General features: G+C 70.3%; 13 protein-coding genes. 6 read left to right on the forward strand and 7 right to left on the reverse strand.

Annotated elements, in window-relative coordinates:
• Positions 1 to 51: 51 nt before the first annotated feature.
• Complete coding sequence (locus ACFWA7_RS21905; protein ID WP_385824660.1) at positions 52 to 1482, reverse strand: FtsW/RodA/SpoVE family cell cycle protein; 1431 nt, start codon at positions 1480 to 1482, stop codon at positions 52 to 54.
• Positions 1483 to 1879: 397 nt separating this feature from the next.
• On the opposite strand from ACFWA7_RS21905, the gene groES reads away from it, so the two are divergent.
• Together groES and groL are read left to right on the forward strand one after the other, a co-directional pair.
• Positions 1880 to 2188 (forward strand): co-chaperone GroES, encoded by a 309-nt coding sequence (groES, locus tag ACFWA7_RS21910; RefSeq protein WP_344075001.1) that lies wholly within the window; start codon positions 1880 to 1882, stop codon positions 2186 to 2188.
• A gap of 114 nt (positions 2189 to 2302) precedes the next feature.
• On the forward strand, positions 2303 to 3925 hold the full coding sequence (gene groL / locus ACFWA7_RS21915; protein WP_385824662.1) for a chaperonin GroEL: 1623 nt from the start codon (positions 2303 to 2305) through the stop codon (positions 3923 to 3925).
• Between the two features lie 168 nt (positions 3926 to 4093).
• On the opposite strand, the gene ACFWA7_RS21920 is transcribed toward groL, so the two are convergent.
• The 5 genes from ACFWA7_RS21920 to ACFWA7_RS21940 all read right to left on the reverse strand — a co-directional run bounded on the left by ACFWA7_RS21920 (position 4094) and on the right by ACFWA7_RS21940 (position 8287).
• The gene (locus tag ACFWA7_RS21920; protein ID WP_385544832.1) at positions 4094 to 4786 is read right to left on the reverse strand and encodes an ester cyclase; all 693 of its coding nucleotides are present in this window, start codon (positions 4784 to 4786) and stop codon (positions 4094 to 4096) included.
• A gap of 104 nt (positions 4787 to 4890) precedes the next feature.
• The gene (locus ACFWA7_RS21925; RefSeq protein ID WP_385544835.1) at positions 4891 to 5919 is read right to left on the reverse strand and encodes a hydroxyacid dehydrogenase; all 1029 of its coding nucleotides are present in this window, start codon (positions 5917 to 5919) and stop codon (positions 4891 to 4893) included.
• Positions 5920 to 5981: 62 nt separating this feature from the next.
• Positions 5982 to 6692, reverse strand: coding sequence for a carbohydrate ABC transporter permease (locus ACFWA7_RS21930; RefSeq protein WP_385824664.1), 711 nt, complete (start codon positions 6690 to 6692; stop codon positions 5982 to 5984).
• A gap of 91 nt (positions 6693 to 6783) precedes the next feature.
• Entirely contained in the window at positions 6784 to 7557 is a 774-nt protein-coding gene (locus ACFWA7_RS21935; protein ID WP_385824666.1) for an SDR family NAD(P)-dependent oxidoreductase, read from the reverse strand.
• 49 nt (positions 7558 to 7606) lie between these two features.
• The gene (locus ACFWA7_RS21940; protein WP_385824668.1) at positions 7607 to 8287 is read right to left on the reverse strand and encodes an MOSC domain-containing protein; all 681 of its coding nucleotides are present in this window, start codon (positions 8285 to 8287) and stop codon (positions 7607 to 7609) included.
• Positions 8288 to 8369: 82 nt separating this feature from the next.
• Here ACFWA7_RS21940 and ACFWA7_RS21945 point away from each other — a divergent pair, with 82 nt between their 5' ends.
• Complete coding sequence (locus ACFWA7_RS21945; RefSeq protein WP_385544846.1) at positions 8370 to 9266, forward strand: LysR family transcriptional regulator; 897 nt, start codon at positions 8370 to 8372, stop codon at positions 9264 to 9266.
• Positions 9267 to 9472: 206 nt separating this feature from the next.
• Here the strand turns inward: ACFWA7_RS21945 and ACFWA7_RS21950 are convergent, their stop codons facing one another.
• Entirely contained in the window at positions 9473 to 9805 is a 333-nt protein-coding gene (locus ACFWA7_RS21950) for a WhiB family transcriptional regulator (RefSeq protein ID WP_385544849.1), read from the reverse strand.
• 406 nt (positions 9806 to 10211) lie between these two features.
• Between ACFWA7_RS21950 and ACFWA7_RS21955 the strand changes: the two genes are divergently transcribed.
• The 3 genes from ACFWA7_RS21955 to guaB all read left to right on the forward strand — a co-directional run bounded on the left by ACFWA7_RS21955 (position 10212) and on the right by guaB (position 13399).
• Positions 10212 to 10823, forward strand: coding sequence for a response regulator transcription factor (locus ACFWA7_RS21955; protein WP_003948568.1), 612 nt, complete (start codon positions 10212 to 10214; stop codon positions 10821 to 10823).
• 255 nt (positions 10824 to 11078) lie between these two features.
• On the forward strand, positions 11079 to 11654 hold the full coding sequence (locus ACFWA7_RS21960) for a sigma-70 family RNA polymerase sigma factor (RefSeq protein WP_371654246.1): 576 nt from the start codon (positions 11079 to 11081) through the stop codon (positions 11652 to 11654).
• Positions 11655 to 11893: 239 nt separating this feature from the next.
• Positions 11894 to 13399, forward strand: coding sequence for an IMP dehydrogenase (gene guaB / locus ACFWA7_RS21965; protein ID WP_385544853.1), 1506 nt, complete (start codon positions 11894 to 11896; stop codon positions 13397 to 13399).
• The last annotated feature ends 150 nt before the right edge of the window (positions 13400 to 13549 follow it).

Raw genomic sequence — 13549 nt, forward strand, 5'->3', positions numbered from 1 at the left:
CGCCCAGCCACAGACAACCCGCAGCCCCATCACCCCGCCCCCCCAGCCGCATCACCCCGCACCCCCAGACGCCCGCCGCCTCCCCGCCCCATCGCTCACCCGGATCAGCAACGCGATCATCACCCAGTTCGCCACCAGCGACGATCCCCCCTTGGCCAGGAACGGAAGCGCCTTGCCCGTGAGGGGGATCAGGCCGGTCACCCCGCCCACCACCACGAACACCTGGAGCGCGAGCGCCGCCGCCAAACCCGTCGCCAGGAGTTTGCCGAACGCGTCGTGGGCCGCCAGGGCCGTCCGCAGGCCCCGCTGGACCAGCAGTCCGTACAGCAGGAGCACCGCCATCACCCCGGCCATGCCCAGCTCCTCCCCGACCGTGGTCAGGATGAAGTCGCTGCGCCCCGCGAAGCCGACCAGTTCGGGGTGGCCCTCGCCGAGGCCCGTGCCGGTCATCCCGCCGCTGCCGAAGCTGAAGAGCCCCTGCGCCAGCTGGTCGGAGACCAGGCCGGGCGGGCGCTGATCCAGCGGCAGGAAGACGTCGAAGGGGTGCAGCCAGGCCACGATCCGGCCCTTGACGTGCGGCTCGGTCGAGCCGACGACGTACGCCCCGACCGCCGCCATCAGCACCCCGCACACGACCCAACTGGTGCGCTCGGTCGCCACGTACAGCATGACCACGAAGAGCCCGAAGAAGATCAGCGACGTGCCCAGGTCGCGTTCGAAGACGAGCACCAGCAGGCTCAGCACCCAGATCGCCACCAGCGGCGCCATCTGGCGGCCCGGCGGCAGCCGGACGCCCAGGACCTTGCGGCCGGTGAGCGCCAGCGCGTCGCGGTGGACCACCAGATAGCCCGCGAAGAACACCGTGATCATGATCTTCACGAACTCGCCGGGCTGGAGCGAGAACGGGCCGAGGTAGACCCACCGCTTCGCGCCGTACGTGTCCGCCCCGAAGAACGACGGTGCCATCAGGAGGACCAGCGCTACCGCCATCGAGACATAGATGTAGCGCTGAAGGCGCCGGTGGTCGCGCAGTAGCACCACGGTCAGCAGGCAGCCCGCGAGCCCGATGACCGTCCACACCAGCTGCCCCGACGCGGTGGGCGCCGACTTGAACGCCTTCGCGTACGCCGGGTCGAGCCGGTAGAGCAGCACCAGGCCCAGTCCGGACAGGAGCACCGCGAGGGGCAGGATCAGCGGGTCCGCGTACGCCGCGAACCTGCGTACGGTCAGATGCCCGGCCAGTGACATCAGCGTCATGCTGACCGCGAACTCGGCCGTGGCGCGCGGCAGCCCGCCCGTCATCGCCGCCGACACGCAGGCATGGCCGCCGACCGTGACGACCACGACCAGCGCCAGCAGCAGCGCCTCGGTGCGGCGGCGGGCGGACGCGAGCGCCCGCCCCGGCCCGGCCTCACGGTGGCCGTCGTCGAAGTCGCCGTCCGTGCGGGGCCCCGTTCCCGTACCCGTACGCATCGTCCTCATCGGCCCGACCCTAGGGACCCTTTCGTCTGGATGGCGATGGTTTTTCCGAAACGAGCCGTGTCGCGAAGTCCACAGGGGGAGGGGCGAACCAGATGGGTGACTTCGCCGTCGGGCCCGGGCCGGGGGGCTTGGAGGGGGCTTGGAGGGAGCTCGAAGGGGGAGTCGGGCGCGCCCGGCGAAGAGGCCGCGCCGCACCTGCGAAATCCGGTCGCCACAGCCGTCCGCTTGGCACTCCGCTTGACCGAGTGCTAATCGCCGCCCTAGTCTCAGGTCTGGCACTCCCCACTGGAGAGTGCCAACACAGCGACGGGCAGGTCCGGCACCCGCGACGACGGATCCACCTGGTCGCCACCCAAACAGTTAACCCCGTGAGATCTCCGAAGGGGGAGACCGGATCGTGACGACCGCCAGCTCCAAGGTTGCCATCAAGCCGCTCGAGGACCGCATTGTGGTCCAGCCGCTCGACGCCGAGCAGACCACGGCCTCCGGCCTGGTCATTCCGGACACCGCCAAGGAGAAGCCCCAGGAGGGCGTCGTCCTGGCCGTGGGTCCGGGCCGGATCGAGGACGGCAAGCGCGTCGAGCTCGACGTCTCCGTCGGCGACGTCGTGCTCTACAGCAAGTACGGCGGCACCGAGGTGAAGTACAACGGCGAGGAGTACCTCGTCCTCTCGGCCCGCGACGTGCTCGCGATCATCGAGAAGTAATTCATCTCGAAGCGAATGCTTCTGAGCTGCGCCCCTGGCCACCCTGCTGACAGCCGGGCGGCGAGGGGCGCAGTTTTCGTATCACCGAGTTTCCGAGAGGGCTGAACCGCTCCCATGGCGAAGATCCTGAAGTTCGACGAGGACGCCCGTCGCGCCCTTGAGCGCGGCGTCAACAAGCTTGCCGACACTGTGAAGGTGACGATCGGCCCCAAGGGCCGCAACGTCGTCATCGACAAGAAGTTCGGCGCCCCCACCATCACCAACGACGGTGTCACGATCGCCCGCGAGGTCGAGCTCGACGACCCGTACGAGAACCTGGGCGCCCAGCTCGTGAAGGAGGTGGCGACCAAGACCAACGACATCGCGGGTGACGGCACCACCACCGCCACCGTGCTGGCCCAGGCGCTGGTCCGCGAGGGCCTGCGCAACGTCGCCGCCGGCGCCTCCCCGGCCGCCCTGAAGAAGGGCATCGACGCGGCCGTCAAGGCCGTCTCGGAGGAGCTGCTCGCCACCGCGCGTCCGATCGAGGACAAGTCCGACATCGCCGCCGTGGCCGCGCTCTCCGCGCAGGACACCCAGGTCGGCGAGCTCATCGCCGAGGCGATGGACAAGGTCGGCAAGGACGGTGTCATCACCGTCGAGGAGTCCAACACCTTCGGCCTGGAGCTGGAGTTCACCGAGGGCATGGCCTTCGACAAGGGCTACCTCTCGCCGTACATGGTCTCCGACCAGGAGCGTATGGAGGCCGTCCTCGACGACCCGTACATCCTGATCAACCAGGGCAAGATCTCCTCGATCCAGGACCTGCTGCCGCTCCTGGAGAAGGTCATCCAGGCCGGCGCCTCCAAGCCGCTCCTGATCATCGCCGAGGACGTCGAGGGCGAGGCCCTGTCGACCCTGGTCGTCAACAAGATCCGCGGCACGTTCAACGCCGTGGCCGTCAAGGCCCCGGGCTTCGGCGACCGCCGCAAGGCGATGCTGCAGGACATGGCCACCCTCACCGGTGCCACCGTCATCGCCGAGGAGGTCGGCCTCAAGCTCGACCAGGCCGGTCTGGACGTGCTGGGCTCGGCCCGCCGCGTCACGATCACCAAGGACGACACGACCGTCGTCGACGGTGGCGGCAGCCACGAGGACGTCGTCGGCCGCGTCAACCAGATCAAGGCCGAGATCGAGTCCACGGACTCCGACTGGGACCGCGAGAAGCTCCAGGAGCGCCTCGCGAAGCTCGCCGGCGGCGTGTGCGTGATCAAGGTCGGCGCCGCCACCGAGGTGGAGCTGAAGGAGAAGAAGCACCGTCTGGAGGACGCCATCTCCGCGACCCGCGCCGCGGTCGAGGAGGGCATCGTCTCCGGTGGTGGCTCCGCGCTCGTCCACGCCGTCAAGGTCCTGGAGGGCAACCTCGGCCTGACCGGCGACGAGGCCACGGGTGTCGCGGTCGTCCGCCGCGCCGCGGTCGAGCCGCTGCGCTGGATCGCCGAGAACGCCGGTCTTGAGGGCTACGTCATCACCTCGAAGGTGGCGGAGCTGGAGAAGGGCAACGGCTTCAACGCCGCCACCGGCGAGTACGGCGACCTGGTCAAGGCCGGCGTCATCGACCCGGTCAAGGTGACGCGCTCCGCCCTGGAGAACGCCGCCTCCATCGCCTCCCTGCTGCTCACGACCGAGACCCTGGTCGTCGAGAAGCCGGCCGAGGACGAGGGCGACGCCGGTCACGGTCACGGCCACAGCCACTGACCTGCTGTGACGCGCTGACGTCGTACGACGTGTGAAGGCCCCCGCCCCCGGGGATTCCCGGGGACGGGGGCCTTCGGCGTCGGTCGGAGCGCTCCGAGGCTCAGGCCGCGCCGAGGTTCAGGCCGCGCCGAGGTTCAGACCGTTCCGAGGTTCAGACCGCTCCGAGGTTCAGACCGCTCCGAGCTGCTTCATCAGGCCCAGCGCGTCCTCGTGCCACCAGCCCTCCTGGATCTTGCCGTCCTTGCAGCGGAAGACCGTGGTGCCGGTCATGGTGCACACCTTGCCGGTGGGCGCGATGCCCATGAAGTCGCCCTTGTGGGTGCCGGTCCAGGTCCACAGCGTCACCACGTCGTCGCCCTCGCAGATCTGCCGGTCGAGCGAGAAGGTGAAGTCGAACGCCTCCCGCCACCCGCTGACGTCGCTGCGGATGACGTCGGCTCCGACGACGGTCTCCTCGTCCTTGATGATGTCGTGGTCGGCGTAGTCGGCCGCGAACACCTCGTTGATGGCGTCGAGGTTGCCCCCGACGGCGATCTCGTGGAAGAACCGGCGGACAGTTGCGGCGTTCAACTGCTCGTCGCGGACCACATCGAGGTCGGTGAAGGTGGGCATGCCGTCGCAGAGAGCCACCATCTCCTCGAAGATACGGTTCGTCTCCGGGAGCTTGGAGTTCGCCATGGCCTCGTCGTACGAAGGGAATTCGACGACCTCGACGAAGTGCGACCCGTCGGCGCGGTCCTTGCCGATGAGGCCGCGCGTGGCGGTCCGCTTGCCCTTGGTCTGTTCGACCCACCGGTCCATGAGCCGGTCCAGGTCGTCGAAGTGCTCGGTCTTGAAGTCGATTATCTGTGCGAATTTCATGGCGTCTCCCGGTGCTGCGGTTCCCAGTGCTGCGGGCCAGGTGAGATGCGTCCATTTTAGTGTGATTTGACCGAACTGGTGTGGGGCGGCCGAGCCGGTCGCGCTCAGGCCGAGTGGCGCAGGGACGCCGCGTGGACGGGGTCCGCGAACGGCGTCCCGGCCGCGAACCGCTCCACCTCGTCCAGCGCCAGGTCCGCCATCCGGTGCAGCTCGTTGCCGAGCGACCCGGCGATGTGCGGGGTCAGCAGGACGTTGGGCAGGTCGTACAACGGGCTCTCGCGGGAGGGGAGTTCGGGCTCGGTGACGTCCAGTACGGCATGGAGGCGGCCGGAGAGGAGCTCGCCGAGCAGGGCGGGCCCGTCCACCAGGGAGCCGCGCGCGGTGTTGACCAGGGTCGCCCCGTCCGGCATCGCGGCCAGCTGACGGGCGCCGATCATGTGCTCGGTGGCCGGGAGCTGCGGCGCGTGGACGGAGACGACGCTGCTGCGGGCGCACAGCTCGTCCAGGGCGACGAGCTCGACGCCCAGCCGGGCCGCCTCGGCCGCAGCTACGTACGGGTCGTGGAGCAGGACCCGGAAGTCGAAGGGGCGCAGCAGCTCGATCACCCGGCGGCCGATCCGGGAGGCGCCGACCAGGCCGACCGTCCGGTGGTAGTTGCCGGTGCCGTCGCCCTCGCGCAGCCAGTCGTGCGGGGCGCGCAGCTCCGCGTACCGCTGGGCCGAGGCCAGGACGCGCTTGCCCGCGAAGAGGATCGCGGCCAGCGTGTACTCGGCGACCGGCAGCGCGTTGGCCGCCGCCGCCGAGGTCACCGCGATGCCCCGCTCCCAGCACGCCTCGGTGATGTGGTGCTTCACCGACCCGGCGGCGTGCACGACGGCCCGCAGCCGTGGCGCCGAGGCCAGCACCTCAGCGGTGAGCGGCGGCGCGCCCCAGCAGGTCAGCAGCACTTCGGCCTCGGCCAGCGCCGCCGCCACGGCCGGTGCGGGCGCGACGAGCTCATGGGCGACGAGGTACGGGTCGGTTCGGGCGAGCGCGGCCAGGCGGGCGCGGTGCCGCTCGGCGAGCAGGCGCTCGGCGATCCCGGGGCCCATGGCGAGGAGGACGGCGGGGCGGTTGTCAGTGGCGTGGTGCATGGTGGAACTCGGGCTCCTCACGGGGGCGTTGTCCATGGGTAACCGGCTGTGCGTCCGTCCGGTCACTTGACGCTGCCCGCCGTGAGGCCCGCCTTCCAGTGCCGCTGGAGGGCGACGAAGGCGACGACGAGGGGGAGGACGGCGAGGGGGAGGACGGCGAGGAGGGAGCCGGTGACGACGAGGGGGTAGAAGGCGGGCTCGGCGTGGGTGTTGGAGTTCCACGCGTACAGGCCGAGGCTCAGCGGGAAGAGCTTCTGGTCCGAGAGCATCACCAGGGGGAGGAAGAAGGTGTTCCAGATCGCGGTGAACTGGAAGAGGAACACGGTGACGAACCCGGGCATGACCATCCGGAGCCCGATCGACCAGCAGGCGCGCAGTTCGCCGGCCCCGTCGATCCGCACCGCCTCCAGCGCCTCGTCGGGGATATGGCTCGCGCTGAACACCCGGGAGAGGTAGACCCCGAAGGGGTTCACCAGGACGGGGACCAGCACCGAGCAGTAGGTGTTGACCAGCCCCGCCTTGCTGGCGAGCAGATACATCGGCAGCGCGAGCGCGGTCGACGGCACGAGCACGCCGAGCTGGACCACCCCGAACAGCTTCTCCTTGCCCCGGAAGCGGTACTTGTCGAAGGCGTACCCGGCGGCGACGCTGATCAGCGCGCAGACGAGCGCGCCCCCGCCCGCGTACAGCAGGGAGTTGAGGTACCAGCGCCGATAGACGCCGTCGTGGCCCCGCTGTCCGACCTGGTCACGCGTATCCGGGTCGAAGGTCACACGGTCCGGGTGACCTGGCGCGACGGCGCCACGGCCGAGCTCGCCGTCGACGGCAACGCCGCCGAGCCCGCGCCCGGTGACGGCAGTCGCCTTACTGCGGGCCGTACTTGCGGCCCGTCCGGGACGTGACCCCGCCCAGGAGACCGCGCGGAGCCAGCTTCACCACACCCATCAGCGCCTTGTAGCGCGGGTCCGGGATCGACAGCGTCTTCCCGCGCGCGAGGTCGGAGAGCGCCGCCGACACCAGCTTGTCGGCGTCCAGCCACAGCCAGCCGGGGATGTTGTCGGTGCCCATCCCGGCCCGCTGGTGGAACTCCGTCCGGACGAAGCCCGGGCACAGCGCCATCAGCCGCACCCCCGACCCCGCCAGGTCGCGCGCCGCGCCCTGGGTGAACTGCACGACCCACGCCTTGGACGCGCCGTAGGTCCCGCGCGGCACGAACGCGGCGACCGAGGCGACGTTGACGACCCCGCCGCGCCCGCGCTCGCGCATGCCCTCGGTCGCGGCCGACGTCAGCCGCAGCACCGCTTCGATGTGCACCTTCAGCATCTTGAGCTCGTCGGCCATGGACACGTCCAGATAGCGGCCCTTGTTGCCGAACCCCGCGTTGTTGACCAGCAGGTCGACCGGCTTGCGGCGCTCCGCGAGCCGCGCCTCGACCGCCGTGATGCCGTCCTCCGTGGACAGGTCGGCGGACAGCACCTCGGCCTCCACGCCGTGCCGGTCGTGCAACTCGGTGGCCTGCTCCCGCAGCCGCTTGCCGTCGCGGGCGACCAGCACCAGGTCGTGCCCGTCCCTGGCCAGCTGTCGCGCGAACGCGGCCCCGATGCCCGCCGTCGCTCCCGTAATCAGTGCAGTCGTCATACGCGCACGTTAATGCCCAGACGTGACAGCGGTGTGACGCCCCGTCCGGTCAGGAAGCCCGCCGGCCGGCCTGCTGCTCCAGGTACTTACGTACCTTGTCGTGGGACTCAGGCGCCATCGCCTCGCCCGCCGCAAGGGTGTGCGGCATCAGCTCCCGCTCGGTGGTGAACGCGCGGAACCAGAACGCGACCGACACCTCGTGCGCGGGCCGGTGGACGACCTCGATCGCGTCGCCCCCGCGGATCTCGCCCTCCTCGATCACCCGGAGGTAGGCGCCGGGGGCCGCGGCCTGGGTGAACCGCTTGACCCACCCCTGCTCGTCCAGGGCGCCCGCGAACGTACGGCAGGGAATGCGCGCGCAGGAGACCTCCAGGACCACGTCCGTGCCTATCCGCCAGCGCTCGCCGATCCGGGCGTCGCTGACGTCGATGCCGTACGTGGTGAGGTTCTCGCCGAAGATCCCGCCGGGCAGCTCGCGGCCCAGCTCCTTCTCCCAGGCGTCGAGATCCTCGCGCGCGTAGGCGTAGACGGCCTGGTGGTCGCCGCCGTGGTGGCGGCTGTCGCACACGTCGTCGCCCTCGACACCGCTGGCGCCCACGCCCTTGGGGCCGGGCCGGAAGATCCGTACGGAGCCCTCCACCGGGCGCTTGCCGATGCCGGTGAGACCGCCCTCGGCGTCGGTGTACCCGACGACCGTGGCGCGCCCCGTGTTCACAGACAGAAGTTTCATGGGGCGCAACGCTAACCCCAACTGTCTCAAAGCAGCTACGCAGTATCCCGCAAGATCCCCAAGCACCCCTTATGCTCGGAGGGTGATCGAGGCCCGTCATCTCCGCGTCCTGCGTGCCGTCGCCGCCACCGGTTCCTTCTCGGCCGCCGCGCGCGAGCTCGGCTGTACCCAACCCGCCGTCAGCCAGCAGATGAAGGCCCTCGAAGCGTCCGCGGGCACCCCGCTGCTCATCCGCACCGGCCGCGAGACCCGGCTCACCCAGGCCGGCGAGGTCCTGGTGCGCCACGCCTCCGGCATCCTCGCGGGCCTCACTGCCGCCGAGGAGGAGATCGCGGCCATCGCGGGCCTGCGCGCGGGCCGGGTCCGGCTCGTCTCCTTCCCCAGCGGCTCCTCCACCCTGGTGCCCAGCGCGCTGGCCGCGCTGCGCGCCGCCCACCCCGGCACCCGGGTCTCCCTGGTCGAGGCCGAGCCGCCGCGCTCGGTGGAGATGCTGCGCGAGGGCGACTGCGACATCGCGCTCGCCTTCCGGTACGGGGCGGCCACCGCGGAGGAGTGGGACGACCTGGTCGTACGGCCGCTGCTGATCGACCGCCTGGTCGGGCTCCTCCCGGACGGCCACCGGCTGGCCGAGAGCGGCACGGTCGACATCCGCGACCTCGCCGACGAGCCGTGGATCGCGGGCTGCCCGCGCTGCCGGCGTCAACTGGTCGACGTCTGCGAGGAGTCCGGCTTCACCCCGCGCATCGACTTCGCCACGGACGACTACCCGGCGGTGATCGGCCTGGTCGGGGCGGGGCTCGGGGTCGCGGTGCTGCCGGAGCTGGCGATCGCCTCGGTGCGCCCCAAGGGCGCCCGTACGGTCACGGTGGAGCCCGCCGTGGAGCGCGAGATCGTCGCGCTCACGCTGCCCGACCTGGCCAGGGTCCCGGCCGTCGCGGCCACCCTGGACCAGCTGGCCGGAGCCGCCGCCCGCAACTGAGCGCCGGCGGGCGTCCGGGCGCGCGCCACTCCGCGGGAAGCGGCCTCCCGCGGCCTCCTCAAGGATGCCTCCGCGCTGCTGCCCCGCCGCTGCTGCTCGGCGATCTTGTCTTCGGTGCTGTTGTCCGGTGCTGTTGTCCGGTGCTGTTGTCCGGTGCTGCGCCATACGGCGCAGGAACGTTTCTGCGAATTCGGGCGCGGCCTGCGTCAGCCGTGGCCCCGCTCGCCCAGCGCTCCCGCGCTCGCCGCCGTCACCAGCCGGTTGCGTGCCCTGCCCATCAGCTCTTCGCGCTCGTCCTCCGTGAGTCCGCCCCACACTCCGTAGGGCTCGCGGACCGCCAGGGCGTGCGCCGCGCACTGGGCGCGTACCGGGCAGCGCATGCACACCTCTTTCGCCGAGTTCTCGCGCGCACTCCTGGCCGCGCCGCGTTCGCCCTCCGGGTGGAAGAAGAGGGAGCTGTCGACCCCGCGGCATGCGGCGAGGAGCTGCCAGTCCCACAGATCGGCGTTCGGTCCGGGAAGGCGGGAGAAATCTGCCATTGCTCATGTCCCCTTGAAGCCGTGCCTGAGGCGGATGGGCCGGGTACCCCGGATCACTGGGGTGTACCGACGAACGTACATCTACGGTGTAAGTAGATGTAAATATGACTCATTGCGAATCTAGCCACAGACACCAGAAAAAGGGAAGAAAAGCCGCTAAATGGGGCATACCTCCGAGCGAAGGACGGGCAACCCGCGATGCGCGCCCGGCGCACACGCTTCCTCACGTAGAGTGCCGAAGGCCCCCGTCCGACCCGTAACTCTTTCGAGTGACCGTCGTTGAGAGTGCGGAGCGGTTGAAAGAACAAGCGCTCGGGCAGCTGTCCGAGAGCGTCAATCGCACAGGTGACGATACGTAACCAGCCTGGAGGCTCAAGGTGACGCGCATCAGCTGCGGAGGGCGGCCATGACATCCGTCCTCGTCTGCGACGACTCCCCGCTTGCCCGAGAGGCGCTCCGACGTGCGGTAGCGACCGTGCCGGGCGTCGAGCGTGTGACGACGGCGGCCAACGGCGAGGAAGTCCTCCGCCGCTGGGGTGCCGACCGCTCGGACCTCATTCTGATGGACGTACGCATGCCCGGTCTGGGCGGCGTGGAGACCGTCCGGCGGCTGCTGTCCGCCGACCCCGGCGCCCGCATCATCATGCTGACGGTCGCCGAGGACCTCGACGGGGTGGCGCTCGCCGTCGCCGCCGGGGCCCGGGGCTATCTGCACAAGGACGCCTCGCGGGCGGAGCTGCGCGCGACCGTCACGCAGGCGCTCGCCGATCCGACCTGGCGGCTGGCTCCGCGCAGACTGCGCTCGGCCGAGATGGGCGCGGCGCCCACGCTCACCGCGCGCGAGATCCAGGTGCTTGAGGGCATGAGCCACGGCCGGTCCAACGCCGAGATCGGGCGCGAGCTCTTTCTCTCCGAGGACACCGTGAAGACGCACGCGAGGCGGCTGTTCAAGAAACTCGGCGCCTCGGACCGGGCGCACGCGGTGGCGCTCGGTTTCCGCTGGGGGCTGGTGCGCTGACCTGCCCGCGGAGTGGTCGGCCGGATCCCCGTCCGTTGTCGGCGGACGGGTCCGACCCCCTGCTCCGTGGAGCGGCGTGTGACGCTTCGCGCGCGATGCCGCATCCTTGAAGGTGTGGAGTTCCTCGGGGACGAGTCGGTCGAGCGGGAGGGGAGGGCGCAGGAGATGACTTCCGGCGCACCTGCTCATAACGCTTCGGTGCACAACTATGGACGCGGTGCCACGGATTCTGCGACGCCGGGGCACCATGGATCGATGCGCGACGACGAGCCAACGGTGATCGGTGCACTCGTTCACCGTGCCGTCGACGGCGACGAACAGGCCACGCATGATCTTCTGGCCCATGTTCATCCGCTCGCACTGCGCTACTGCCGCACCCGGCTGAACCGTCTGCCGGGTGATGCTCGCCACTTCGTGGAGGACCTCGCGCAGGAGGTCTGCGTCGCCGTGCTCATGGCGCTGCCGCGCTATCGGGACACCGGCAGGCCCTTCGAGGCCTTTGTGTTCGCCATCGCCTCGCACAAGGTCGCCGACCTCCAGCGGGCCGCGATGCGCCACCCGGGTTCCACGGCGGTGCCCTCGGACGAGATGCCCGAGCGGCCCGACGACTCGCTGGGCCCCGAGGAGCGCGCACTGCTCAGCAGCGACGCCGCGTGGGCCAAGAAACTGCTCGCCAACCTGCCGGAGAACCAGCGCGAACTGCTGGTGCTGCGGGTCGCCGTCGGCCTCACCGCCGAGGAGACCGGCCAGATGCTCGGGATGTCGCCGGGCGCGGTCCGGGTCGCCCAGCACCGGGCGCTCAGCCGTCTGAGGGCGCTCGCCGAGCAGTGACGTCACCCGGTGGGCCGTGATGCCACCGGGGTTGCGCGCTGATGCCATCCGGTGCGCGGGGGCCGCCGGACGCGCAACTTCGCGCCGTCACGCGCGCAGCCGCGCTTTCGCGCGCCCGGCCTCACCTCACGTACGTGTGAACGTCCAAAGAATTCGGTTGATCTTGTTCATGGAATGAGACACCGCGCCAGCCCGTTAGCATGGACATCCGCACCGATCAAGGCCATGGGGAAGGTGTCATGACTGCAAACGTCGACGGAGTGCCCGACAAATTCGCGATGCTCGGGCTGACGTACGACGACGTGCTGCTGCTGCCGGGCGCGTCCGACATGGCGCCCGACCAGATCGACACTTCCTCGTACCTCTCGAAGAACGTGAAGGTGAACGTCCCGCTGCTGTCCGCGGCGATGGACAAGGTCACCGAGGCGCGCATGGCCATCGCGATGGCCCGCCAGGGCGGCGCCGGTGTCCTCCACCGCAACCTCTCGATCGAGGACCAGGCCAACCAGGTCGACCTGGTGAAGCGCTCCGAGTCCGGGATGGTGACCGACCCGATCACGGTCCACCCGGACGCGACGCTGCGCGAGGCCGACGAGCTGTGCGCCAAGTTCCGCATCAGCGGCGTGCCGGTCACCGACCCGGCGGGCAAGCTGCTCGGCATCGTCACCAACCGCGACATGGCCTTCGAGTCCGACCGCTCGCGCCAGGTGCGCGAGGTCATGACCCCGATGCCGCTGGTCACCGGAAAGGTCGGCATCTCCGGTGTGGACGCGATGGAGCTGCTGCGCCGCCACAAGATCGAGAAGCTGCCGCTCGTCGACGACGCCGGCATCCTCAAGGGCCTCATCACGGTCAAGGACTTCGTCAAGGCCGAGCAGTACCCGAACGCGGCCAAGGACAAGGGCGGCCGGCTCGTGGTCGGCGCCGCCGTAGGTGTCGCGGGCGACGCCTACGAGCGCGCCCAGGCGCTGATCGAGGTCGGCGTCGACTTCATCGTCGTCGACACCGCCCACGGCCACTCCCGGCTGGTCGGCGACATGGTCGCCAAGATCAAGTCGAACGCGGCGGGCGTCGACGTCATCGGTGGCAACATCGCCACCCGCGACGGCGCCCAGGCCCTGATCGACGCGGGCGTCGACGGCATCAAGGTCGGCGTCGGCCCCGGCTCCATCTGTACGACCCGTGTCGTCGCCGGCATCGGCGTCCCGCAGGTCACCGCCATCTACGAGGCCTCGCTCGCCGCCAAGGCCGCGGGCGTCCCGGTCATCGGCGACGGCGGCCTGCAGTACTCGGGCGACATCGCCAAGGCCCTGGTCGCGGGCGCCGACACGGTGATGCTCGGCTCGCTCCTGGCAGGCTGCGAGGAGTCCCCGGGCGAGCTGCTCTTCATCAACGGCAAGCAGTTCAAGTCCTACCGGGGCATGGGCTCGCTCGGCGCGATGCAGTCGCGTGGCGACCGCAAGTCCTTCTCCAAGGACCGCTACTTCCAGGAGGGCGTCGCCTCCGACGAGAAGCTGGTCCCCGAGGGCATCGAGGGCCAGGTGCCCTACCGCGGCCCGCTCTCCGCGGTCGTCCACCAGCTGGTCGGCGGTCTGCGCCAGTCGATGTTCTACGTCGGCGGCCGGACCGTACCGGAGCTTCAGACGAACGGCCGGTTCGTCCGGATCACCTCGGCGGGCCTCAAGGAGAGCCACCCGCACGACATCCAGATGACGGTCGAGGCGCCGAACTACACCAGGCGCTGACCACGCCCACGCGCGCGTGAACCGAGTGAGGGGCGGCCCCCGGTTTTCGGGGGCCCCCCCCCCCCCGTTTGGGGGGTCACACAATTGCGGGGAAAATGGGCCCCCCAACGTTATGGGAAGGGCCCCACAACCGGTCAGAGATAGAGAACC

The sequence above is a fragment of the Streptomyces sp. NPDC059994 genome (assembly GCF_042737755.1).
Lineage (GTDB): Bacteria > Actinomycetota > Actinomycetes > Streptomycetales > Streptomycetaceae > Streptomyces.

What these genes read in the sequence shown, in the direction of transcription:
- ACFWA7_RS21905 (WP_385824660.1), bottom strand. Translation starts at nt 1,482, where the DNA reads ATGAGGACGATGCGTACGGGTACGGGAACGGGGCCCCGCACGGACGGC.
- groL (WP_385824662.1), top strand. Translation starts at nt 2,303, where the DNA reads ATGGCGAAGATCCTGAAGTTCGACGAGGACGCCCGTCGCGCCCTTGAG.
- ACFWA7_RS21920 (WP_385544832.1), bottom strand. Translation starts at nt 4,786, where the DNA reads ATGAAATTCGCACAGATAATCGACTTCAAGACCGAGCACTTCGACGAC.
- ACFWA7_RS21925 (WP_385544835.1), bottom strand. Translation starts at nt 5,919, where the DNA reads ATGCACCACGCCACTGACAACCGCCCCGCCGTCCTCCTCGCCATGGGC.
- ACFWA7_RS21935 (WP_385824666.1), bottom strand. Translation starts at nt 7,557, where the DNA reads ATGACGACTGCACTGATTACGGGAGCGACGGCGGGCATCGGGGCCGCG.
- ACFWA7_RS21940 (WP_385824668.1), bottom strand. Translation starts at nt 8,287, where the DNA reads ATGAAACTTCTGTCTGTGAACACGGGGCGCGCCACGGTCGTCGGGTAC.
- ACFWA7_RS21950 (WP_385544849.1), bottom strand. Translation starts at nt 9,805, where the DNA reads ATGGCAGATTTCTCCCGCCTTCCCGGACCGAACGCCGATCTGTGGGAC.
- ACFWA7_RS21955 (WP_003948568.1), top strand. Translation starts at nt 10,212, where the DNA reads ATGACATCCGTCCTCGTCTGCGACGACTCCCCGCTTGCCCGAGAGGCG.
- ACFWA7_RS21960 (WP_371654246.1), top strand. Translation starts at nt 11,079, where the DNA reads ATGCGCGACGACGAGCCAACGGTGATCGGTGCACTCGTTCACCGTGCC.
- guaB (WP_385544853.1), top strand. Translation starts at nt 11,894, where the DNA reads ATGACTGCAAACGTCGACGGAGTGCCCGACAAATTCGCGATGCTCGGG.